19 protein-coding genes and 1 pseudogene are annotated in these 21960 nt (G+C 70.2%); 7 read left to right on the top strand and 13 right to left on the bottom strand.

Features of this window, described 5'->3' with window-relative positions; translation table 11 throughout:
* Positions 1–17: 17 nt before the first annotated feature.
* From QY307_07945 to QY307_07930, 4 genes are read right to left on the bottom strand one after another with little or no spacing between them, the layout of a single operon-like run.
* Positions 18–905, bottom strand: coding sequence for an EamA family transporter (locus QY307_07945; GenBank protein WKZ82015.1), 888 nt, complete (start codon positions 903–905; stop codon positions 18–20).
* 5 nt (positions 906–910) lie between these two features.
* Positions 911–2113, bottom strand: a complete 1203-nt coding sequence (locus QY307_07940; GenBank protein WKZ82014.1) for a (Fe-S)-binding protein — start codon at positions 2111–2113, stop codon at positions 911–913.
* Positions 2110–3219 (bottom strand): FAD-binding oxidoreductase, encoded by a 1110-nt coding sequence (locus tag QY307_07935; protein WKZ82013.1) that lies wholly within the window; start codon positions 3217–3219, stop codon positions 2110–2112. The genes QY307_07940 and QY307_07935 overlap by 4 nt, the downstream gene beginning before the upstream one ends.
* Positions 3216–4640: an FAD-linked oxidase C-terminal domain-containing protein gene (locus tag QY307_07930; protein ID WKZ82012.1), complete on the bottom strand. Its 1425-nt coding sequence runs from the start codon at positions 4638–4640 to the stop codon at positions 3216–3218. Before QY307_07930 ends, QY307_07935 begins: the two co-directional genes overlap by 4 nt.
* A gap of 82 nt (positions 4641–4722) precedes the next feature.
* Between QY307_07930 and QY307_07925 the strand changes: the two genes are divergently transcribed.
* A complete protein-coding gene (locus QY307_07925; protein ID WKZ82011.1) occupies positions 4723–5406 on the top strand; it encodes a hypothetical protein in 684 nt (227 codons plus the stop codon).
* A 35-nt stretch (positions 5407–5441) separates the two neighbouring features.
* A complete protein-coding gene (locus QY307_07920) occupies positions 5442–9236 on the top strand; it encodes a BTAD domain-containing putative transcriptional regulator (GenBank protein ID WKZ82010.1) in 3795 nt (1264 codons plus the stop codon).
* Between the two features lie 346 nt (positions 9237–9582).
* On the opposite strand, the gene QY307_07915 is transcribed toward QY307_07920, so the two are convergent.
* Positions 9583–11127, bottom strand: a complete 1545-nt coding sequence (locus QY307_07915) for a hydantoinase B/oxoprolinase family protein (GenBank protein WKZ82009.1) — start codon at positions 11125–11127, stop codon at positions 9583–9585.
* On the bottom strand, positions 11124–13070 hold the full coding sequence (locus tag QY307_07910; GenBank protein ID WKZ82008.1) for a hydantoinase/oxoprolinase family protein: 1947 nt from the start codon (positions 13068–13070) through the stop codon (positions 11124–11126). The genes QY307_07915 and QY307_07910 overlap by 4 nt, the downstream gene beginning before the upstream one ends.
* 44 nt (positions 13071–13114) lie before the next feature.
* Between QY307_07910 and QY307_07905 the strand changes: the two genes are divergently transcribed.
* From QY307_07905 to QY307_07890, 4 genes are all read left to right on the top strand, one after another.
* Entirely contained in the window at positions 13115–13363 is a 249-nt protein-coding gene (locus QY307_07905) for a NifU N-terminal domain-containing protein (GenBank protein WKZ82007.1), read from the top strand.
* Between the two features lie 238 nt (positions 13364–13601).
* Positions 13602–14567 carry a cysteine synthase family protein gene (locus QY307_07900; GenBank protein WKZ82006.1) on the top strand — a complete coding sequence of 322 codons (966 nt, stop codon included), beginning with the start codon at positions 13602–13604 and terminating at the stop codon, positions 14565–14567.
* 14 nt (positions 14568–14581) lie between these two features.
* Positions 14582–14815 carry a sulfurtransferase TusA family protein gene (locus tag QY307_07895; GenBank protein ID WKZ82005.1) on the top strand — a complete coding sequence of 78 codons (234 nt, stop codon included), beginning with the start codon at positions 14582–14584 and terminating at the stop codon, positions 14813–14815.
* The gene (locus QY307_07890; protein WKZ82004.1) at positions 14815–15315 is read left to right on the top strand and encodes a DsrE/DsrF/DrsH-like family protein; all 501 of its coding nucleotides are present in this window, start codon (positions 14815–14817) and stop codon (positions 15313–15315) included. Before QY307_07895 ends, QY307_07890 begins: the two co-directional genes overlap by 1 nt.
* 5 nt (positions 15316–15320) lie before the next feature.
* Here QY307_07890 and QY307_07885 read toward each other — a convergent pair whose 3' ends face one another.
* The 5 genes and pseudogenes from QY307_07885 to QY307_07865 all read right to left on the bottom strand — a co-directional run bounded on the left by QY307_07885 (position 15321) and on the right by QY307_07865 (position 18527).
* Positions 15321–16175: a hypothetical protein gene (locus tag QY307_07885; protein WKZ82003.1), complete on the bottom strand. Its 855-nt coding sequence runs from the start codon at positions 16173–16175 to the stop codon at positions 15321–15323.
* A gap of 134 nt (positions 16176–16309) precedes the next feature.
* Positions 16310–16888, bottom strand: a complete 579-nt coding sequence (gene folE / locus QY307_07880) for a GTP cyclohydrolase I FolE (protein ID WKZ83779.1) — start codon at positions 16886–16888, stop codon at positions 16310–16312.
* Positions 16889–17074: 186 nt separating this feature from the next.
* Positions 17075–17410, bottom strand: a pseudogene (folK, locus tag QY307_07875) (2-amino-4-hydroxy-6-hydroxymethyldihydropteridine diphosphokinase).
* Positions 17407–17766: a dihydroneopterin aldolase gene (gene folB, locus QY307_07870; protein ID WKZ82002.1), complete on the bottom strand. Its 360-nt coding sequence runs from the start codon at positions 17764–17766 to the stop codon at positions 17407–17409. Before folB ends, folK begins: the two are co-directional and overlap by 4 nt.
* A gap of 38 nt (positions 17767–17804) precedes the next feature.
* Positions 17805–18527, bottom strand: coding sequence for an SDR family oxidoreductase (locus tag QY307_07865; protein ID WKZ82001.1), 723 nt, complete (start codon positions 18525–18527; stop codon positions 17805–17807).
* 68 nt (positions 18528–18595) lie between these two features.
* On the opposite strand from QY307_07865, the gene QY307_07860 reads away from it, so the two are divergent.
* A complete protein-coding gene (locus QY307_07860; protein ID WKZ82000.1) occupies positions 18596–19243 on the top strand; it encodes a hypothetical protein in 648 nt (215 codons plus the stop codon).
* Between the two features lie 10 nt (positions 19244–19253).
* On the opposite strand, the gene QY307_07855 is transcribed toward QY307_07860, so the two are convergent.
* Entirely contained in the window at positions 19254–20327 is a 1074-nt protein-coding gene (locus tag QY307_07855) for an MraY family glycosyltransferase (protein WKZ81999.1), read from the bottom strand.
* Between the two features lie 70 nt (positions 20328–20397).
* The gene (gene glnA / locus QY307_07850; GenBank protein ID WKZ81998.1) at positions 20398–21819 is read right to left on the bottom strand and encodes a type I glutamate--ammonia ligase; all 1422 of its coding nucleotides are present in this window, start codon (positions 21817–21819) and stop codon (positions 20398–20400) included.
* Positions 21820–21960: the final 141 nt, after the last annotated feature.

Below are 21960 nucleotides of genomic sequence, written 5' to 3'. Positions count from 1 at the left end.
CCTGGGGCCGGAAGTCCCTAGCCGGGTAGGGGCGCCGGGTCCGCCCTTCCCTCCAGTGCCAGCAGGGCGATCCCGGCGGCGATGAGCGCCATCCCACCGATCGTGGTGAGCCTCGCCGGCTCGCCCAGCACGGTCATACCGAGCACCGCCGCCGTGAGCGGTTCGGCCAGGGTGAGGGTGGCAGCAGCGGCCACCGGCGTGGTTCCCAGGCCGGTGGCGAACGCCACGTACGAGAGGGCGGTCGCCACGATTCCCAGCCAGAGGGCCGTGACGATCCCGTGCCCGGAGCCCAGCCAGGCGACGTCGCCGGCGATCAGGACCGGGGAGAGGATCACCGCCGCCCCGGCGAACACGACCCCGGCCACGAACACCGGAGGGTGCTCCTCGAACAGCGACTTGGCGGCCACCAGGTACACCGCCCAGGCGAGGCCGGCGCCGCCGGCGAAGAGGAGGCCCACCGGATCGATCCCGGCCGCATCGCCCCCCGACACCAACAGGACCGCACCACCCACCGCCAGCGTCGTGGCCACTGGCCAGCGAGGACCGGGGCGCTCCCGGCGGATCGCCCAGGCGAGCAGCCCGGCGAGGATGGGACCGCTGCCGATGGTCACGATCGTGCCCACCGCCACCCCGGTTCGAGCCACCCCTCCGAAGAACAGTGGCTGTGAGCCGGCCATGGTCGCCAACGCGAAGAACAGCGGCCATCCCCAGAGGGAGCGGAGCGGGACGGTTCGGTGGCGGGTGACGGCGTGAGCCAGCAGCGTGGCGCCTCCCGCCATTCGCACCAGCGCCACCGTCGCCGGGGTGATGCCATCCGGGCCCAGCGCCTGGGCGGTGCCTGTGGTGCCCCATAACGTGGCGGCTGCGAGCACGAGGAACGGCCCGGAACTGCTGCGGGCTCCCATGGCTACTACTGCGCTCCCATCAGGCCCACCGCCTCGGCGTACAGCTCGATCGGATGGGCCACCCGCACCGGTGTCTCCATGTGGCCCCGCAGCTGCATCTCGCATCCCGGGTTGGCGGTGGCGATCACCGCCACGTCGGCGTCCGCCGCCTGCCCTGCCCGGCGCCGGCCGAGCATCGTCGAGGTCGCCGGCTGGGCGACCGAGTACAGCCCGGCAGCCCCGCAACAGGTGCCGTGTGGGTCGACATCGATGGGCTCGAACCCTCCGGCTCGCAGGATGCGCCGCGGCTCGGCGACGATCTTCTGCACGTGGCGGTGATGGCACGGGTCCTGGACTCCGACCCGAACGCCGCCGCCCGAGACCCGCGGAAGCAGGCCTTCGATGATGAGGCGGTCGACCATGGCCACGGCATCCTCGACGGGCACACCCACCTCGTGCTCGCGCATGTGGGCGCTACATCCTGCCGAGTCGACCACCACCAGGTCTACCCCGGCGAAGGCGGCACGGTTCGCCTCCCGCATCCGGTCGGCGTCGGCGGCGCGGCCCTCGTGCACCGCCAGGGCGCCGCAGCAGGTCTGTGCCTTCGGCACCACCACCCGGTACCCGGCGGCGGTGAGCACTGCGATCAAGGCGCGGTGTACCCCGCCGAACCAGGGCTCCATCACGCATCCGGCGAGCAGCCCGACAGTGCCCCGTGCCTCGCCATCGGGTGCGAACTCCCGTCCGACGAAGCGCTCCGATCGAAAGGGCAGAGGCCGCAGGCCCCTCATGCCGACCCGGAGCCGCTTGGGGAGCCAGCGACGCCCCCCCAGGCGCTGGCCGACGGCGGCGAAGAATGTGGCGACACGGAGGAGGCGGCGTCGCCTCATCCACCGGCCGGCGATCGCCCGGCGGATGCGGGCCCTGGGCAGGGCGGCGGCGAGCTCGGCTCGACCGCCCTCCATGATGCGACCGAAGGGGACCAGCGAAGGGCATGCCGCCTCGCAGGAGCGACACTGCAGACAGGATTCGAGCACCTCCGCCACCGACGGCTCAATGGTCAGGACGCCGCCCCCGACGGCGCGAAGCGCGTTGATCCTCCCTCGCGGAGAGAGTCGCTCGTCCCCGGTCAGCCGGAAGGTCGGGCAGTGCGGCAGGCACAGCCCGCACTCGATGCAGGCGGCGAGCTCGGCGGAAGTGGGCGCCCAGGGCGTTGTGAAGCCGGTCACAGTGCCCCAGGCAGCCGGCCGGGGACCATCACCCGGCAGGGGTCGAACGCCGCCTTGATGCGCCGCTGCAGGTCGAGGGCAGGCGGTTGCATCCCCCAGGGGTCGAGGCCGAGTTCCGGTGGGGCGGTGAGGACGACCACCCACCCGCCGATGGCAGCCGCCCAGGCGCGGAGTTCGGCGACCCCGGCGACGCCGATCCGATCGCCCTCTACCACCACCTCCCCGACCCCGTGGGCTGCGACGAACCGACCCAGGGGGGAAGCCATCCGAACCGCCTCGCCCACGGCGACCGGCGGGACCCGGATCGAGAGGATCACCGCGCCCGAAGGTGGTTCCGGCCAGGCCAGGCCCGGTTGCGGGGATCCGCCCAGCGACGCCGACTGGGCCTCGACCTCTCCGGCCGTGCCCGACAGGTACACACGAGTGCCGTCCGGTGCCTCCAGCACGGCAAGCGGGCGGTGGGCGACGGCGAGCGCCATCTCCGGGTCGTCCACGGCGACCGTTGCGGTGGCGTTGCCCACCGGCCAGAGTTTCAGGCAGATGCGGGTGATCACCCCCAACGATCCGTACGACCCGGTGAACAGCCGGGGGAGGTCGTATCCGGTCACGTTCTTCACCACCTGGCCACCGCCCCGCACCAGGCGGCCGTCGCCGGTGGCGACCTGGACCTCGAGCATGCGGTCCCGTGTCGGCCCGAAGCGGAGGCGTCGATATCCGGACACCCCGGCGGCCACCACACCCCCGACGGTGGCAGCCCCCGGAGTTTCGGGGAGGACCGCCGACTGGTTTCGCTCCGCCAGCCTCGCTTCGAGATCGGCTACGGGGACACCGGCCCCGGCCACGACGGTGAGGTCGTCGGGCCGCCAGTCGAGGCCCTGAAGCCCACCGGTGCCCAGGACGATGGCGGCATCGACGGCGTCCCCGTGCTGATGGGTGCCTGCACCCCAGGGGAGGACGGCGAGGCCGTGCTCCGAGGCGAAGTCGAGCACGGCGGCCACGTCCTCGGCCGAGGTTGGGGCAAAGGTGAACTCGGCCTCGGGCGCCCCGGGGAGCTCGGCGAGCAGACCCCCGAACCGACGGGCGACGGTGGAGCGCAAAGCGGTCACACCCAGGCGCCCTCCGGCACCTGGCGTCCGAAGTCGAAACAACGTGAGCCCCGGGGCAGCAAGGTGCCCGGGTTGAACACACCGTCGGGGTCGAAGGCCTCGCGCAGGCGGGCCTGTGCGTCGAGGTCGACCGGCGTGAAGACCAGGGGCATCAGGTCGCGCTTCTCCAGGCCGATCCCATGCTCACCGCTCAGGGTGCCTCCCATGGCGATGGAGAGCGACACCACCTCCGATGCCGCCTCGACGACCCGCCTCGCCTCATCGGCGTCGGCGGCGTCGTAGACGAACTTGGGATGCAGGTTGCCGTCCCCGGCGTGGATGGCGTTGAGCACCCGCAGCCCGTGCCGTTCGGCGATCTCGTAGATCGCCTCGAGGACCTCGACGAGGCGGGTGCGGGGGACCACCGTATCGTGCAGGTAGTAGTTGGGGGCGATCTGGGCGATCGCCCCGAACGCCGACTTTCGGGCCTTCCACAGCAGCGCCCTTTCCGCCTCGTCGGCGGCGACCCTCACCTCGGTGGCCCGGTGACGGCGCCCGACAGCCTCGATCAGCGCTGCCTCCTCTTCGATCCCGGCGGGGTGCCCGGCCACTTCGGCGAGCAGCACCGCCGCCGCCTCCATGGGAAGCCCGGCGTGGACGAAGTTCTCCACGGCCGCCACCAGCGGGCGGTCCATCATCTCCAGGGCGGCCGGTACGACGCCGGAGGCGATCACCTCGGTGACGGTGGCGGCGGCATCGGCGACCTGGTCGAAGGCAAGCAGCAGGGTGCGCACCGCCGGCGGGTTGGGGGTGAGCCTGACCAGGACCTGGGTCACGACTCCGAGCGTTCCCTCGGAGCCGACGAGCACGCCACGCAGATCGAGCCCCGGGGGGTCTGGAGCGACACCGCCGACGGTGTGGATGTCGCCGGCAGCGTCGACGAACTCGAGCCCGAGCACGTGGTTGGTGGTGTTTCCCTCCGCCAGGCAGTGCGGCCCGCCCGAGTTGTTGGCGACGTTCCCCCCGATGGTGCAAGCCGCCTGGGAGGACGGGTCGGGGGCGAAGTGCAGCCCCGCCCCCATGGTGGACCGGGACAGGTCGAGGTTGAGGACGCCGGGCCCGACCCAGGCCACCCGGTTGTCGACGTCGACCCGGCGCGACGCCATGGCGGTGGTGACCAGGACGATCGCCGGCTGCGCCGGGACCGCCCCGCCGGCGAGGCCGGTGCCCGCCCCCCGCACCACCACCGGCACCCCGTGACGGGCCGCCACCCGCAGCACCTGGGCAACGGTGGCGGCGTCCTTCGGTTGGACCACCGCAACCACCTCGCCCCGCTTGACGCCGGCGTCCTTGCCCAGCAGGTGCCGGTCCACCGGGGCGGAACGGACGGAGTCGGAGCCCAGAGCCGCCTCGAGATCGGATACGACATCGCCGGCGGCCATGGGTCGAGATTACCCGGGGCCGATCATGGTCCCGAAGGCGGCTCCGTTGTAGCGGTATCGTGAGCCCGACCAGGAGGTGTGTGTGGACGAGCGCTCGCGAAAGATCCTCGGCTTTCTCATCGGCATCATCGCCGTGCTGCTGCTCGCACTGCTGTGGGCCCTGTTCGCGGGCGGCGACGACGACTCGGCGGGTGACTCCACCACTGCGGCGACGACGACGCTGCCGGAGACCACGACCAGCATCCCTGCGACCACGGTTCCGGAGACCACCACGACCGAGGCGGCCATGACCACCTCCAGCGAGGCGGCCACCACCACCGAGGCCACCACCACGACGATGGCGGCGACCACGACCACGGCGGCCACGACGACCACCACCTTCGGTGGCAACACATCCGCCAAGAACTGCTCGGGTGGCTCCTTCCCGGCGGCAGGAGCCGTAACCGACGTGCGTCCCTCGCAGCAGGGAGGGTTCGGGCGGATCGTCTTCGACTTCGCCGGCGACCCCCCCGCTTGTTACGTCTCCTATCTCGACGCCACCCACATCCAGGTGGTCGTGTGGGCCACCGACGGGCCCAACCCCGGCATCTTCACCGCCGGCAACCTGGCGGTGGGGACGGTGAGCATCGTCTCGGTCACCGACACCGGGATGGGAGGCGGATCGGGCGAGTGGACCTTCACCATCAACCTGAGCGTGGCCAACCGCCCGTTCAAGGTGTACACCCTCACCGGCCCGTCGCGCCTGGTGGTCGACATCTCCGACTGACCGGGGGACCCGGATCGTCGGGACTACCGTGAAAGATGATGGCGAGGCTCGAGATCCGGCTGCTGGGTGGGTTCGAGCTGGCCCGGGACGGACGGGTGCTCGAACAGCTGCCGCTGCGCGCCGCGCGTTCTCTGTTCGCCTTCCTGGTGCTCAACCGGGACCGCCCCCACACCCGCGACCTGCTGGCGGGCACCTTCTGGCCCGACTTCGACGAGAGCCGGGCCCGGCGCCGGTTGAGCCAGGCGCTGTGGCAGATCCAGAGCACGATCGGCGGTGACGATGAGCACCGGTATCTGATCGGCACCGCCGACACGGTCCGCTTCAACGCCGAAGCCGGCGTGTGGCTCGATGTCGAGGAGTTCGAGCGCCTGCTCGAGGGCGACGACCCGGCATCCATCCAGCGGGCAGTCGAGCTGTACCGGGGCGATCTGCTGGCCGGGTTCTACGACGACTGGTTGTTCGCCGACCAGGACCGCCTTCGTAGCCGGTTCCTGGCCGCCCTGGAGCGGGTCATCGAGGCGGAGATGGGACGCGGTGACCACGAGACGGCTTTGGTACACGCCCGCCGGCTGGCCCAGGAGGACGAGTTCGACGAGGAGGCCCACCGGCGGGTGATGCGGATCGCCGTGCTCCTCGGGCGCCACAACGAGGCGATCCGCCAGTTCGAGGAGTGCCGCCGCATCCTCGCCGAGGAACTCGGGAGCCGGCCCTCTGCGGAGACCATCGAGTTGCACGAGGCGACGATCGCCGACCGGGACTCTGGAGGCCGCACCATCACCCCGGCAGAGGGCTCACCGCTGTTCGAGGAGGTCACCCGGTCCCCGATCGTGGGTCGCGACCCGGAGCGCTCGCAGCTGGCGCGACGCCTCGACGAGGCCATCGACGGCCGCGGGGGATTGGTGCTGGTCGAGGGCGAGTCCGGCGTGGGCAAGACGCGACTGTTGGCCGAGGTGGCGGCCGACGCCCGATGGCGCGGGATGGACGTGCTCTGGGGGCGTTCTGCACCGAGCGGCGGGCGTGCATTCGCCCCGATCGCCGAAGCACTGGCCAGTGTTCCCGGCCTTCGTGCCCGCCAACTGGTGACCCGCCTCCCCGCAACGCTGCGCTCGGTGCTGGCTCCGCTGGCGCCGGCCTTGGCCGGCGATGCTGTCGCTCCCGAAGGTGCTCCGATGCACAGGGCGGATGAGCAGGCCCGAATGCGGGAGGCGATCACCACCGCCTTCCGCAGGTCGGCCGGGCTCGCCCCGACGCTGGTGGTGCTCGAAGACGTGCACTGGGCCGATGACGACACCATCCAGGCCCTGGCCCAGATGGCCGAGCAGATCGATGACGATCGTCTGCTCATCGCCGTCTCCTACCGGCACGCCGAGGCCAGGGAGCACCCTGAGGTGTGGGACCTGCTGCGGACACTCGACCGCCTGGCGCACTGCGAGCGGATCTCGCTGGCGCCGTACTCGCCGGCACAGACGGAGGAGCTGATTCGGCGCAGCCTGGGCATCGTCGAGGTGAGCGGGGAGTTCTCGGAGCGTCTGCATCGCGAGACCGGCGGGATTCCCCTGTTCATCGTCGAGACGCTGCGCGCCCTGTACGAGCGTGACGACCTCGCCGCCGCAGAGCGGGAGGCCGAGGATGCACCGTCCGAGCGCGACCGGCTGCCGCTCACGCCGACGGTCCACGCCATGATCCGGCAGCGGCTCGAAGGGCTGGACCCGGCGTCTCGGCGCACCCTGGAGCTGGTGGCGGCCAACGACGGCGAGGTGTCGCTGTTCGAGATCGTCACCGCCGCCGAGGTGGATGATCAGGCCGCCCTGGCGGCCATCGACGACCTGCTGCGACGGCGCTTCGTGGCGTCGACGGAGGACGGCTACTCGGTGGGCCACGAGTTGATGCGACGGGTCGTCTACGACGACCAGCCTCTGTCGCGCAGGCTCGACCTGCATCGGCGCCTGGCGCTGGCCATCGAGCAGCACCGGCCCGAAGACGTGGAGCTGCTCGCCCATCACTTCATCGCGGCGCGTATCCCCGAGCGGGCCGCCTTCTATCTGGAGCGGGCCGCCGAGCGGGCGATGCGGGTCCATGCCTACGACACGGCGGCCGTCCATCTGGAGAGGGCGTCCACGACCCTGGATCAGGTGGAGGCGGCGGCCGATCGGCGGTTCGCCGTGGCGGCACTCCTCGACGAGGTGCTCGACGTCCTGGGCCGGCGCGAGGAGCAGCAGCACGCCGTGGAGCGGATGGAACGCTGGGCACAGGGGGCACAGCGGGTGGATGCTCTCACCCGCAAGGCGTGGTGGCTGGCGCACCTCGACCGCTTCGAGGAGGCCGTGGAGACCGCACGGCAGGCTTTGGCTGCCGCCGAGGAGCAGGACGATCCGGGGCGGATCGTGGCGGCATTCACCGCCCTGGGGATGATCGCCTGCTTCGGCGGGCGCGCCGCCGAGGGCGTCGAGTACCTGGAGCGGGCGGCCGACTTCCGCGGCGTCGACGCCAGACAGGAGGCCGACGCCCGCAACGCGCTGGGCCAGAACCTGATCGACTTGCAGCGGTTCGGTGAGGCCGAGTCGCAGCTGCTCGCCGCCCTGGCCCTCTATGGCGACCTCGCTGACGCCCGTGGGCAGGCGGAGGTGTACGGGATGCTGGCGACCCTGCGCATGGAGCGGGGCGAGCCGGAGACCGCCGAGAAGGATTACCTGCGGGCCATCGAGACCTCGCAGCGAATCGGGTACCGCCACGGGGAGGCGGTCAACCAGATGAACCTCGGGATCCTCTACGTGATCACCAACCAGTTGGGCGATGCGCTGAGAATGTTCGATGCCGCCGCCGCCACCTACGGGCTGATGGGGAATGCCCGGGGACGGGCCCTGGTGCAGTCCAACGCGGCTTGGATGCGCCACAGCCGACTCGGCAAGGGCGCTGAGGTTGAGCCCGACCTCATGGAGGCGCTTGCAACCTACGTAGAGATAGGCGACAAGCGAGGTATCGCCCAATGCGAGGGCGTCCTCGCAAGTGTCAACGCGCGTCGAGGTCGTGAGTCTGATGCGTGGAGCGGCTTCGAATCGGCGACCACTCAGGCACTTGAGGTCGGTGATCAATGGCTCGCCACCCAGATGCTCCGAGAGCACGCTATTGCACGTCTTCAGGCGGGGGAACCTGCCGAGGCGCTCAGCCTCGCACAACAAGCAGAGGAGATCGCATCCAGGGTGGGCCTCCACGATCTCATCGTTGGGATCTGGAGTCTCCAGGGTCGCGCACTTCTTGATCTGGGTCGACCTGAAGAGGCACTCGGAGCCACTACTCGGGCAGTTGATTCCATCCACGAGGGCACCGAGCTCGCTCATCTCATCCATTACGCCCACGGCCTCGCGTTGCACGCCCAAGGGCTTCACGGCGCAAGCCACGAACAGTTCACGGCCGCACACGAAGTATTAGTTCGGATAGTCGAAACGCTCGAACCTGAAGACCAGGAGCCCGCAATTCGGAGTGTTCCCGATCATGCCTCCATTCTCGACTGGTGGGCCTCCGAGAAGCCCATCACAATGGAAGTGACCGTCGCGTCTGCGAACGCTCCAGGTGGGCGGGCGCTGCGTGAAGACGAACTGGTGGAGGTTGCTCTCACGGTCAGCACACCCGGTGATCTAGACATCCGCAATCGTGCGAGTCGCCGCCAGGCACGCATCGTCCGAGTCCTTGACGAGGCGCGAGCCCAGGGTGGTTCGCTCACGATTGGCGACTTGGCAGAGGCGCTCGGAGCGTCTGAGGCGACAATCAGGCGCGATTTGGCTCTCTTGCGCACCCAGGGTGGTGCTCCCGCCACACGCGGTAGCCGTTAGCGATCTGAGCGCAAGGTCTCCCTCCACTTCTCTCGCGCGCTTTAGATAGGCCCGAGAGATACCGATCTGATCCTTCTCAGACGCGAGGAGGACAGATGCGCAAGAGACTGACAGTGATCGGCCTCACGGTGGCCACGATGTTGGCCCTGTGGGCACAGCCTGCCCTGGCGATTCTGCGTCCCGGTCACTAGCCCCCAAGGATTCCGCCCCCGGCCCTGTCGGGGATGCGGCTAGCAACGACGGTGGGGGGATCCAGAGCTTCCCACCGTCTCACAACCAAGCCGGCTGACGTACGCCCAGGGGCTGGCCGGCACCCCACAACGGATGATCCCCGGCTCGCCGGGGATCATCCGCGTCTGCCCCAGCCTCCGCCGCCCGGCGTGAGCACCAGCAGGCGTTCCCCAGAAGCCGCCTCGAAGGTGACCTTCCCGGGTAGTCGCTCCCGCCTCCCATCCCGGCGAACCAGCCAGTCCTCACCCGTCGCCCCGGGACCGCCACCTGCGAGACCCCAGGGACGGTGCCGGCGCCGCTCCCCCATCAGCGACACCGTGGCCGGCTCCAGGAACTCGATCTCGCGCACCACACCCTCGCCACCCGGATGCAGGCCCTCGCCTCCCGAACCGCGACGCAGCCCGAAGCGACTCACCCTGAAGGGGTAGTGGGTCTCCAGCGACTCGATCGGGGTGTTCTGGGTGTTGGTCATCCCGGTGTGGATCCCCGACTGTCCCGGCCTCCTGGGACCGCCCCCCTCGCCGCCGGCGATCGTCTCGTAGTAGACCGTCGCCCCGGCGCCGACGAGCACGTTGTTCATCGTCCCTTGGGAGGCGGCGTGAACCCGATCGGGGGCGGCGGCGGCCAGGGCGCCGAGGAGCACGTCGGCGATCCGCTGACTGGTCTCCACGTTCCCCGCCGCCACCGCCACCGGCGGTGTCGCCGCCACGATGCTCCCCGCCGGGGCGACCAGGCGTAGCGGTCGGTAGCAGCCGCCGTTCGCCGGGATCGACGGGTCGGCGACCACCCGCACCGCGTAGTACAGGCAGGAGCGGGTCACCGCCTCCACGGCGTTCAGGTTCCCCGCCACCTGCGGCGCCGAACCGGCGAAGTCGGCCGTCAGCGTGTCGCCCTCGATTGTCACCTCGACCCCCACCGGCAGATCGTCGTCGCCCATCTCCATCCAGTCCTCGAACCGGAACGACCCGTCGGGGAGGCTGGTGAGAGCGGACCGCATGCGAGCCTCGCCGTAGTCGAGCAGAGCCTCGGTCACCTTCTCGAAGCCCCGGCCCTGGCTGCGAAACGCCTCCAGGAGGCGCACCGCGCCGGTCTCGTTGGCCCCCATCTGGGCGGCGAGATCGCCCTCTCTCTCCTTCGGGGTGCGGGTGGCCCCGAGGAAGCCGTCGAGGAAGGACCGATCCCAGCGGCCGTCGACCACCGCCACGGTCGGGGCCACCACGTGGCCCTCCTGCTCCAACCGCGTGGCATGGGCGGGCATCGAACCCGGCGCCTCGCCGCCCACGTCGGCGTGATGGGCCCGGTTGGCCACCCAGCCCACCAGCCTGGAGCCGGCATGGACTGGACGCACCAGCGTCAGGTCGTTCAGGTGAGTGCCCCCGTGGAACGGATCGTTGACGGCGAACTGGACGCCCGGCTCGGCGTCGGGTCCGAATCGGTCGATCACCGCCGCCACCGACGCCGGCATCGACCCGAGATGCACCGGGATGTGCTCCGCCTGGGCGAGCATCTCCCCGGAAGCGACGAACACCGCCGCCGAGCAGTCGGCACGCTCCTTGATGTTCGGCGAATGGGCGGTGCGGCGCAGCACGCCCCCCATCTCCTCGGCGACGGCTGCAAACCGATGCCGGGCCACCTCGAGGGTCACGGCGTCCACCCTCATCGCAACTCCACGACGAGGGCGCCCGACTCGTGGACCACCGCCCGCTCCCCTTCACCGAGGAAGGTGGTGGCGCCGGCCTCCTCCACGACCGCCGGGCCGACCACGGCGTCACCCGGACGGAGCCCCGGACGGCGCCACACCGACGCCTCCACCGATGATCCGTCCAGCAGCACCGTCCGCCACCCGGCGGCCGCCTCACCCTCGGGAACCGGGGGAGGGATCCGCTCCCAGTCGAGGGCCGGGGTGCCGGTCGCCTCCGCCCGCACCGTCACCACCTCCACCGGCTCACCGGGCATCGAGAATCCGTTGAGCCGCTGATGCGCCTCATGGAAGCGTTCGAGGAGTGCCTCCCGGCTCTCCCCGAGCGAAGCCACCACGGTCGTCTCGTGCGACTGCCCCCGGTAGCGGAGGTCGACGTACGCCTCCACCCGGGCGCACGGCAGCGCTCTCCGGGCGGCGTCGGCGATCTCGCCCAACGCCTGATCGAGTCCGGCCATCCCGTCGAGAACCACGCTGCGCGACAGATCCACTCGGGGCGGGGCGAGAAGCAGGCCGAGTGCCGAGAACACCCCGGCGTGCGGCGGGATCACAACCGACCCCATGCCGAGCCGGCGTGCCAGGGCGGTGGCGTGCAGCCCGCCGGCGCCACCGAATGCCATCAGCGAGGCACCTCTCGGATCGGCGCCCTCCTCCACCGACACCCGGCGCACGGCGCGCTCCATGTGGGCTTCGACCACCTCGACCATCCCCGCTGCCACTTCCAAAGCGCCGATCCCGAGCAGCCCGCCCACGGCATCCAGCGACCGGGTGGCGGCAGCGGCGTCGAGGGCGAGGGTTCCGGCGAGCCTGGTGCCCGCTCCCAGGCGCCCGATCCGGAGGTCGGCGTCGGTCACGGTCGGCAGGGTGCCGCCCCGCCCGTAAGCCGCAGGTCCCGGATCGGCCCCGGCGCTCGCCGGCCCCACCCTGAGTGCGCCGCCGGGGTCGATCCACCCGATGCTCCCGCCACCGGCGCCGACGGTGTGGATGGCCACCGAGGGCAGCGTGCAGGCGTACCCGGCCATGGCCCGCCGGTAGGCGACCCCGGGCCGGCCACCTTCGATACGGCACACGTCGGTGGAAGTGCCGCCCATGTCGAACGAGATCAGGGTCCCCAGGCCGAGCGCATCGCCCAGGGCCGCAGCCGCCACCACACCGCCGGCGGGTCCAGAGAGCAGGATCGAAGCGGGCAGGCGGGACGCCTCCGCCATGCCGATCAGCCCGCCGCTGCTGCGCATCACCATCGGCTCCGCAGTGGCGCCGGCCGCCGTCACCAGATCGGCGAGCCGCCGCAGATAGCGCCACGTCGCCGGGGCCACGTAGGAGTTGAGGATGGTCGTCGAGGCGCGTTCGAACTCCCGGACCTCCGGGGCGACATCGGAGGAAAGCGAAACCGGAACCTCCCCCAGTGCCTCCCGGAGGGCCTCGGCCACCCGGCGCTCCCGCTGGGGGTGGGCGAAGCCGAACAGCAGCGACACTGCGACCGCCTCCGGTCCGGCCTCCCGAACCGCCTCCACCAGGGCGTCGAGGTCGCCGACGACACCGGGATCGTCCGCCGCCGCCCGGCCGGGGGCACCGAAGCGCATCTGCGCCGGGACCAGCGGCTCGGGTCGGGTGACCGCCGTGTCGTAAAGCGACGGGCGATCCTGCCGGCCGATCTCGATCAGGTTTTCGAAACCCTCGTCGGCGACGAACGCCACCCTGGCCCCGGCCCGCTCGAGGACGGCGTTGGTCGCCGCCGTGGTGCCATGGATGAGTGCGGCGCCGGTGGCACCGGCGACAGCGATCCCCGACATCACCCCTTCGGACTGGTCGGGGGTGGTCGGGACCTTGGCGGCGATCAGGGTCTCGCCGTCCCAGAAGGCGACGTCGGTGAAGGTGCCGCCGACGTCGACCCCTACCGGCATCGGCCCGCCACTACGATGCCCCGGCCCACCCCGGGAGACACACCATGCCGGTGATCATCAGCCAGACGCCCAACCCGAACGCCCTCAAGTTCACCGTGGGCACCATGTTCGACGCCCCCAGGTCGTTCGTCGGACAGTCGGACGACCCCGTGGCCGGACCGCTGCTCTCCGTGCCCGGCGTCGCCTCGGTGTTCATGACTGCCGACTTCGTGACCGTCTCCAAGATGCCCGAGGCGTTCTGGGACGAGATCGTGCCCGAGGTGACGGGAATCCTCGAAACCACCTTCGGGTGAGCGGCGCACCGCGGCGAGGCTAGCCCGCCACCAGGAATCCCCCTTGACCACGCGCCGGCACCCCCTACAGTTGCCCTCCGTGAACATGCCGAACCTCACCGCAGCCGTCTGCTGTTGCGCCTGTTGCCACCCCGGTGACGGGCGGAAGGGCGTGTCCACCTAGAACGGGACGACAGAGCCGAATCCAACCCGCACCGGGCAACCGGAGCGGGTTTTTTCTTTTCTGGAGAGGAAGTACATGACCACCACCACGGCGTTGGGAACGGACCGAACGGTCCGAAGATACGAGACGATCGAGGATCTGCTCCCCGGCCGGGACGAGCCGACGCCCCTGGTGCGGGTGCCGATCGACGCGACGCTCGACCTGCACCTCAAGCTGGAGTGGATGAGCCCGTTCGGATCGATCAAGGACCGCACCGCCGCCTACATGCTCCGGGGGATGGAGGAGCGTGGCGAGCTGGCGGGTCGGGAGCTGGTGGAGCCGTCCTCGGGCAACACCGCCATCGCTCTGGCCGCCCTGGCGGCGCGGCGGGGAATCCGCCTGACGGTGACCATCCCCGACGGGGTGCCGATGGAGAAGCAGATCATGCTGCGGATGCTCGGCGCCGAGGTGTGGGCCACGCCCGACGACCTGTGCCCGGTCGACCATCCCAAGGACGGGGCGATCGCCCTGGCCAGGTCACTGGCCGCATCCGAGGGCGGGACCCGTTTCGCCATGCCCAACCAGTACGAGAACCCGGACAACGTGCGCGCCCACTACGAGACCACCGGCCCGGAGATCTGGCGGCAGACCGAAGGCGAGGTGCGGGTGTTCCTGGCCGGCTTCGGAACCTGCGGGACCATCACCGGGGTGGGGCGGTACCTGAAGGAGCAGGACCCATCGATCCGGGTGGTGGCCATAGAGCCGCAGAAGGGTCACCGGCTCCCCGGGCTGAAGAGCTTCGCCGAGGCGAGCGAGCCCGGGATCCTGGACCGCAGCCTGGTCGACGAGGTGATCCTGGTCGACGACGAGGCCGCCTACTCCACCACCTTGCGCCTGTGGCGGGAGCAGGGGCTGATGGTGGGGCCGTCCACCGGGGCGATCGTCCATGCCGCCACCCGGGTGGCCGGCAAGGGGGTGGCCGTCGGGGTCTCCCCCGACTCCGGCCTCAAGTACACGAGCTACTTCGCGGAGCTCCTCGGCGACGAGGGTCTCCCCGCATGAGAGGAGAGAGAGGCATGACCGAAACCACGACCCTGGACGCCTCCGGGCTGCTGTGCCCGCTGCCGGTGTACAAGGCGGGACTGGCGCTCGGCCGGATGAGCCCCGGCGAGGTGCTGGAGCTGATCACCACCGACCCCGGGGCCCTCGAGGACATCCCGGCGATGGCGCGACAGCGCGGCGACCGCCTGGTCTCGGCGGAGGACCGGGGCGACACCCAGGTGTTCCGCATCGAGAAGGGGGCTGCGTGATGGTCGACCAGCCCGCAGGCGAAGGCGGCCCGGTCGGTCGCAGACGGATAGCCCTGGTGGCGTCGAAGGGCACCCTCGACCAGGCCTACCCCCCGCTGATCCTGGCCACCACGGCCGCCAGCATGGGATGGGAGGCAGGGGTGTACTTCACCTTCCACGGCCTCGACATCCTGCACGCCAAGCGGCATCGCCGGCTGAAGGCGGCTGCGGTGGGGAACCCGGCGGGCCCCATCCGGGTACCGACCCTTCTCGGAGCGCTCCCCGGGGCCACGGCCGGCGCCACCGGGATGCTCAAGCGGTGGATGCGGCGGTCCCGGATGCCGCAGGTACCCGAGTTCATCGAGATGGCCCAGGGCCTCGGGGTTCGCTTCTTCGCCTGCGCCACGACCATGGGGGTGATGGGGGTCGAGGCGGAGGACCTGATCCCGGGGTGCGAGATCGCAGGTGCGGCCGCCTTCCTCGACTTCGCCGCCGATGCCGACGTGCAGCTGTTCGTGTGAGGGCCTCACCCCTCGGCCACCCGCATCGCCAGCGGCCAGCGCAGGCCCACGGCGTCGGCCACCGACACCACCACCCGCCAATCGCCATCGAGATGCACCGCCGACAGGATCCGCGGCTCGCTCCCCCACACCGAAGCCCTGGCCGACACCGCATCCACCACCGACTGCGGAGGGGACCCCTCCACCCAACCCGGCTCCTCCGGCTCCGGGCCCGGCGGCAACGCCACCGGCTCGGGCAGGTCGACCACCGTGGTGCCCCCGTCCTCACCCACGGCCACCAGCACCTCCACAGCCCGCACCGGAAGACGGGTGAACCCCCGATCCGGAGGTGCCCCCAACGCACGGAACGCCACCGCCACCCGGTACAGGCCCCCACCTGCCTCCTCGACGCGAAACGCCCTCGCCCACTCCACGTAGGACACCGAGTCCGACCCCTCCTGGGCCAGATCGGCGGTCACCCAGCCCGGCAGGGCGGCACGCACCTCCGCCGACCCCGAAGGTTCCAGATCCGCAGTGAAGAAGTCGGTGACGAACCACTCGGCCCTGGTGATGGCGGCCCGGGCTGAGGGGTCGGGCGGGTCGGCCATCAGGTCCGCCTCGCTGTACAGGGGAAGGGTCGGCGTGGTGCCCCCCGACCCCTCGGCAGGCACGATCGTGGTCCCCGGGGCGATCGGAACCGGCGGCACCGGGGCCGCCCACCAGGAACGGGCCACGATCACCCCCACCACCAGCGCCCCCAGAAACCCGGCGGCCTGATACAGCGCCTTGCGACGCCGATCCTCCGGCTCCACCTGGGCCATCAGATCGGCCCAGGGAACGTGCTCCATGTCCTCGCGCTCGTCGACGTCGATACCCGGCATGCGGCTCCCCGGTGACTCGGGCCCACGGGGGCGACGGCGGACCGCACGGTCCAGGGAAGCGCCGAGCCCCGTCAGGGGCGTGGCTGTATGCGGAACCTATCGCCCCACGAGACCACCCTCAAGGGGGTCGATGATCAGGCCTTGATCAGGCCCATGAACTCCGAACGCGACAGCGGGTTGGTCTTGAACCCGCCCCGCATCGCCGAGGTCACCATCGAAGAACCCTGCTTCTGGACACCGCGCATCATCATGCAGAAGTGGCTCCCCTCCATCACCACCGCCACACCATGGGGGTCGAGCACCTCCTCGATGGCGTCGGCCACCTGATTGGTGAGACGCTCCTGAACCTGCAGGCGCCGGGCGAACAGGTCCACGATCCGGGCGATCTTGCTCAGCCCGATGATCCGCTTGTTCGGCATGTAGGCGACGTGCGCCCTGCCGAAGAACGGCAGCATGTGGTGCTCGCACAGCGAGTAGAACTCGACGTCCTTGACCAGGACCATCTCGTCGGAGTCGCTCTCGAAGATGGCGTTGTTCACCACCTCCTCCAGGGACCCGACGTAGCCGCTGGTGAGGAAGTCCATGGCCTTGGCCACCCGCAACGGGGTGCGCACCAGGCCCTCGCGCTCCGGGTCCTCGCCGAGCTGGATCAGCATCCGGCCGACGATCTCCTCCATCTCGGGGTCGTAGACCTCGTTGGAGGTCGCCTCCATCCCCTGCTCGGTGGCGTAGCGGCCGTTGATGCGGACGATCCCGGTTGTCATGCACACCTCGATCTCTCGACGGAACCTCTCCGAGATGGCTTTCAAGGTCGAACCCGGCCCCGGGTATTCCCAGTCGGGAGCGACATCGGCGGCCGGCACCGCCACATGGGCCAGGGTGGCCAAGTCGGGATCAGGGATCTCGGTGCCCTCGATCTCCCCCTCGAACCCCTCGTAGAGGACGATGTCGAGGTCGATGGGACGGGGGGCGTTGCGATCCTCGGTGCGCTCCCGGCCCATCTCCGCCTCGATTGAGCGCAGCACCGAACGCAGCTGCACCGGATCGAGCGGAGTCTCCACCAGGGCTGCGGCGTTCATGAAGTCGGGACCGTCACTCCCCACCGCCTCGGAGCGGTAGCAGGGACTCTGGTCCAGGACCACTAGGTCGCGGCGATGCCGGAGCCGTGCCAGCGCCACCGGCAGATTGCGGTCCGGGTCCACGTTGCTCCCCAGGGCGATCACGGCCCGCGTCATTGGGGACGCTCCCGGCGCAACACCACCCCCACCGAGCGGGCGAAGCGCAGGGCGCCCGGCTTCTCCACCGACACCTCCACCTCGGCCACCCGTTCGTCCATGTCGAAGCAGATCCCGGCGATCTCCGAGGCGAGACGTTCCACCAGCATCGGCGATCCCTGCTCGACGTGCTCCAGGATCCGCTTCGCCACCGTCCGGTAGTTGACCGCGTCGGCGATGTCGTCGCTGCGGGCGGCGTCGGCGATGTCGGCCCACATGGTCAGGTTGACCACGATGTCCTGGCGGTTCTTGCGCTCCTCCGGGTTGATCCCCACGATGCCGCGCACCAGCAGGTCCCGGATCACGATACGGTCCATGGCGACGAGGCTACCGGGGGCGCCCGTGCAACACCGGGCTACCTGAGATGTGCCCCGCCATCGACCCGCAGGATCTCCCCGGTGATGAAGTCGTTGGCGAGCAGCGCCAGCACCGCCGCCACCACCGGCTCGGTGCCCCCCACCCGCTGCACCGGGATCTCCCGGGCCAGTTCCCTGAGGTAGGCCGAGTCGCGCCCGGGGGGAGGCAGGATGGCACCCAGGGCGACGGCGTTCACCCGGATGCGGGGGGCGAGCGCCTCTGCCGCAGCCAGGGTGAAGGTGTCCAGCGCCCCCTTGGCCACCGTGTAGGAGAAGTGATCCCGATAAGGCCGAGAGGTCCGCCAGTCGGTGATGTTGACCACCGCCCCCTCGGCGTCGGAAGGCAGTGCAGCGGCGAACGCCTGGGTGAGGAACACGGGACCGGTCAGGTTCACCGCCAAGGTCCGGTCCCATCCGTCTCGATCCACGTCCATGAGCGTGTCGTCAGGGAACGATGCGGCGCTGTTCACCAGCACCCGCACCGGTGCCAGCGGGCCTGCGCCCGCCATCACCGCCGCCGCCTCGCCGCCGAGATCGCCGCCTACGGTGGTCGCCTCCACCCCCAGGCTGCGGATCTCGCCGGCCACCTCCTCCGCCTCGTCGGCGGAGCGGTTGTAGTGGACCACCAGGTTGGCGCCGGCGCCGGCGAGCCCCAGTGCGATGGCCCTACCGACCCGACGACCGGCCCCGGTGACCAGTGCGGTGACACCCTGCAGCTCCATGGATGTCACGCTAGCCAGCCCGCCGCTACGCGGTGCATGCCCGACTGGCGACTACCGTTTCCCCGGAAATGGTGATCGAAGACCCGAGACACGGTCGATGGATCCTGCCGCTGATCATCGCGGCCATGGTGATCCTCACCTACACCTTCGTGAACTCGCTGGAACCGGCAACGGATCCGACGGGCACGACCGATGCCGAGCCTCCGTTCCCGACCGACTCCGCCAGCTCCACCACGACGCTGCCGGCGGACATCGCAGCCTTCATGGCCACCGTCGACGTGTTCGAGAACCAGGCGACCGCATACCGCGACCAGGTCCTCCAGGTGAACACCGACTGGGAGGACCGGATCAACACCGGGCTCACCTACGCCCAGGCTCGCACGAGGTTCCTCGAGCTGCAGACCCAGTTGGACGAGTGGGAGAACACGGTGACCGAAGTGGCCGGCGTGCCCACCCTCCTGGCTCAGGCCCACGTCGACCTGATCGTCCAGGTGTCCGACCTGTCGGCCAAGGTGGGGGACATCGTCCTCGGGTTGGAGGCCCCCGACGATGGCACCCAGCGGCGTGCCGCCGTGGAGGAGTTCAAGGTCGAGGTGCAGCAGGTGCTCGACGCCATCGCCGACCTCCGAATCGTCGCTCAGGGCGGCACCGTCGACTCCTCGACCACCAGCACGACCGGCGGGGACACCAGCAGCAGCAGCACGACCGAGGGCTAGGCCCTCCCGGTCAATCCGCTCGAGTTGTCCGGGAACCGCCCGAGAGCTGCCGATCGAGGAAGTCGAGCGCCTTGAAGGCGAAGAAGATCCCCACGCCCAGGAACAATGCGAGCACCACGGCCAGCCCCGGCTCCAGTGTGGCCAGGATCACGGCCATGACGGCGCAGTAGGCACTCAGGAACCACAGTGCGAACACGACGTGCTTCTGGGACAGGCCCAAGCGCAGCAGCCGATGGTGGATGTGCTCGGCATCGGCGCGAAACACCGACCCACCGCCGAAGGCGCGTCTGAGGAAGGCGATCACCGAGTCGGCCACCGGAACGGCGAAGGCGACCAGTGGGAAGAGCAGGGTGACCGCGGCCGTCCCCTTCTGGTTCTCCAGCAGCGCCACCGCCGCCAGCACCAGACCGAGGAACTGGCTGCCGGTGTCACCCATGAACACCCGGGCGGGGGGGAAGTTGAAGCGCAGGAACCCGGCAGTGGCCCCGATCACCAAGGCGGTGAGAAACATCACGTAGAGGTCGCCGTTGGTACGCCCGGCGAACCACATCGCCGACGAGGCGATCAGCACCACCCCGGTGGCCAGTCCGTCGAGCCCATCGATCAGGTTGATGGCGTTCACCACCACCAGAACCCAGCCGATCGTCAGCGGCAGGTTGAACACGCCGGAACCGATCGCATCGCCGAACGGGTTGGAGATCAGGGGAATCCCGTAGCCGTAGGCGTACAGCACCACCGCCGCCGCGACCACCCCGGCGATCTTCCACCAGGGCCGCACCCCCTTCACGTCGTCGACCAGGCCCAGGATCAGGATCACCACGGCGGCGAGCGTCAGCCCGATGAGGGGCCGGGTGTCGAGTTCACGGATCCGCTCCGACACCAACCGCGCCCCCCAGGCGACGCCGAGCACGGCGATCGCCGCCGCCAGGCCGCCCGCCGTGGGGATGGGCTTGGTGTGCACCCGCCGCGGGCCGGGTCGATCCACAGCCCCGATCCGTCGGGCCAGGACCATCACCAGCGGCGTGGCCACCAGGGCCACCCCGAAGGCAGAAATCGCCAGCAGCAGCGAGATGGGAATCCGCAAAGGTCACCTCCGCGCCCCGGGGCGGGTGCTCGCAGGGGAGGCTAACGCCGCCGCTCGACCGCAGCCGGCCTCAGCAGTCGTAGTAGAGCATGAACTCCCAGGGGTGGGGGCGGAGCCGGACGGCGTCGAGCTCATGGCGCCGCTTGTAGGCGATCCAGTCCTCGATCAGCTCCTCGGTGAACACGTCGCCCACCAGCAGGAAGTCGTGGTCCGCTTCGAGGGCGTCGAGGGCGTCCTCCAGCGACCCCGGAACCATCGGAACCCTTGCCATCTCCTCGGGAGGAAGGTCGTAGAGGTCCTTGTCCACAGGCGCCCCCGGGTCCATCTTGTTGGCGATCCCGTCCAGGCCTGCCATCAGCATGGCGGCGAAGGCCAGGTACGGGTTGCAGGATGGGTCGGGGCAGCGGAACTCGAGCCGCTTCAGTGCCGGCTTGCGGCTGTACACCGGGATCCGGATCGCCGCCGACCGGTTGCGCTGGCTGTACACCAGGTTCACCGGGGCCTCGTACCCCGGCACCAGCCGCCGGTAGGAGTTCGTGGTCGGCGCCGCCAGCGCCAGCAAGGCCGGAGCGTGGTGGAGAAGCCCTCCGATGTAGTACCGGGCCATGTCGGAGAGACCGGCGTAGCCCTTCTCGTCGTAGAACAGCGGCTTGCCGTCCAGCCAAAGGCTCTGATGGGTGTGCATACCCGAGCCGTTGTCCTGGAAGATCGGCTTGGGCATGAAGGTCACCGTCTTGCCGTGCTGCCAGGCGGTGTTCTTCACGATGTACTTGAACAGGGTCACCTTGTCGGCGGTCTGCAGCAGCGGGCCGTAGCGGATGTCGATCTCGGCCTGGCCGGCGGTCCCCACCTCGTGGTGCTGCACCTCGACATGGATCCCGGCCTCCTTCAACCGCGCCGACATCTCGGACCGCAGATCCTGGAAGTGGTCGGTGGGAGGCACCGGGAAGTACCCCTCCTTGTAGCGGGGCTTGTACGCCAGGTTGCCCCCCTCCTCGTCGACGCCCGAGTTCCAGGCCCCCTCCACCGAGTCGACCTCGTAGAACGCCGAGTTCTGATCCTGGTGGTACCGGGCCGAGTCGAAGATGTAGAACTCGGCCTCAGGGCCCCAGTAGGAGACGTCGGCGAGGCCGGTCGCCTTGAGGTAGGCCTCGGCCTTGGCGGCCACGTAGCGGGGATCCTTGTCATAGGGCTGGCCGGTGACCGGATCGCGCACCCAGCAGTAGAGGATCAGGGTGCGCCGATCGCGAAACGCGTCGTCCACGGCGGTGTCGGGGTCGGGGATCAGGAGCATGTCGGACTCCTGGATCTCCTGAAACCCACGGATGGAGGAGCCGTCGAAGCCGAAGCCCTCCACGAAGGCGTCCTCGTCGACCTCCGAGGCGGGGACCGTGAAGTGCTGCACCTGTCCGGGCAGGTCGCAGAACCTGAGATCGACGAACTCGTAATCGCCGTCGGCGAGCCGCCGCACTACGTCCTTGGCTCCGGCCATGGGTTCCTCCAATCGACATCTCAACGGTCGCACCGTTTCTACCCACGGGCGGTTACGGCGCAGTTGCCGGATTGTTAACGCTCTGTTTCCGGGCGCCGCGGCCTCTTCTCACCGGGCCGCCTTGTCCGTACCATGCCCCGC

The sequence above is a fragment of the Acidimicrobiia bacterium genome (assembly GCA_030584185.1).
Lineage (GTDB): Bacteria > Actinomycetota > Acidimicrobiia > Spongiisociales > UBA11373.
Note: the sequence above shows the minus strand (reverse complement) of the source record. Positions and strands in the feature narration are given on the sequence as shown.

What these genes read in the sequence shown, in the direction of transcription:
- QY307_07945 (WKZ82015.1), bottom strand. Translation starts at nt 905, where the DNA reads ATGGGAGCCCGCAGCAGTTCCGGGCCGTTCCTCGTGCTCGCAGCCGCC.
- QY307_07930 (WKZ82012.1), bottom strand. Translation starts at nt 4,640, where the DNA reads ATGGCCGCCGGCGATGTCGTATCCGATCTCGAGGCGGCTCTGGGCTCC.
- QY307_07920 (WKZ82010.1), top strand. Translation starts at nt 5,442, where the DNA reads ATGATGGCGAGGCTCGAGATCCGGCTGCTGGGTGGGTTCGAGCTGGCC.
- QY307_07915 (WKZ82009.1), bottom strand. Translation starts at nt 11,127, where the DNA reads ATGAGGGTGGACGCCGTGACCCTCGAGGTGGCCCGGCATCGGTTTGCA.
- QY307_07910 (WKZ82008.1), bottom strand. Translation starts at nt 13,070, where the DNA reads ATGCCGGTAGGGGTCGACGTCGGCGGCACCTTCACCGACGTCGCCTTC.
- QY307_07905 (WKZ82007.1), top strand. Translation starts at nt 13,115, where the DNA reads ATGCCGGTGATCATCAGCCAGACGCCCAACCCGAACGCCCTCAAGTTC.
- QY307_07900 (WKZ82006.1), top strand. Translation starts at nt 13,602, where the DNA reads ATGACCACCACCACGGCGTTGGGAACGGACCGAACGGTCCGAAGATAC.
- QY307_07895 (WKZ82005.1), top strand. Translation starts at nt 14,582, where the DNA reads ATGACCGAAACCACGACCCTGGACGCCTCCGGGCTGCTGTGCCCGCTG.
- QY307_07890 (WKZ82004.1), top strand. Translation starts at nt 14,815, where the DNA reads ATGGTCGACCAGCCCGCAGGCGAAGGCGGCCCGGTCGGTCGCAGACGG.
- QY307_07885 (WKZ82003.1), bottom strand. Translation starts at nt 16,175, where the DNA reads ATGCCGGGTATCGACGTCGACGAGCGCGAGGACATGGAGCACGTTCCC.
- folE (WKZ83779.1), bottom strand. Translation starts at nt 16,888, where the DNA reads ATGGAGGCGACCTCCAACGAGGTCTACGACCCCGAGATGGAGGAGATC.
- folB (WKZ82002.1), bottom strand. Translation starts at nt 17,766, where the DNA reads ATGGACCGTATCGTGATCCGGGACCTGCTGGTGCGCGGCATCGTGGGG.
- QY307_07865 (WKZ82001.1), bottom strand. Translation starts at nt 18,527, where the DNA reads ATGGAGCTGCAGGGTGTCACCGCACTGGTCACCGGGGCCGGTCGTCGG.
- QY307_07860 (WKZ82000.1), top strand. Translation starts at nt 18,596, where the DNA reads ATGGTGATCGAAGACCCGAGACACGGTCGATGGATCCTGCCGCTGATC.
- glnA (WKZ81998.1), bottom strand. Translation starts at nt 21,819, where the DNA reads ATGGCCGGAGCCAAGGACGTAGTGCGGCGGCTCGCCGACGGCGATTAC.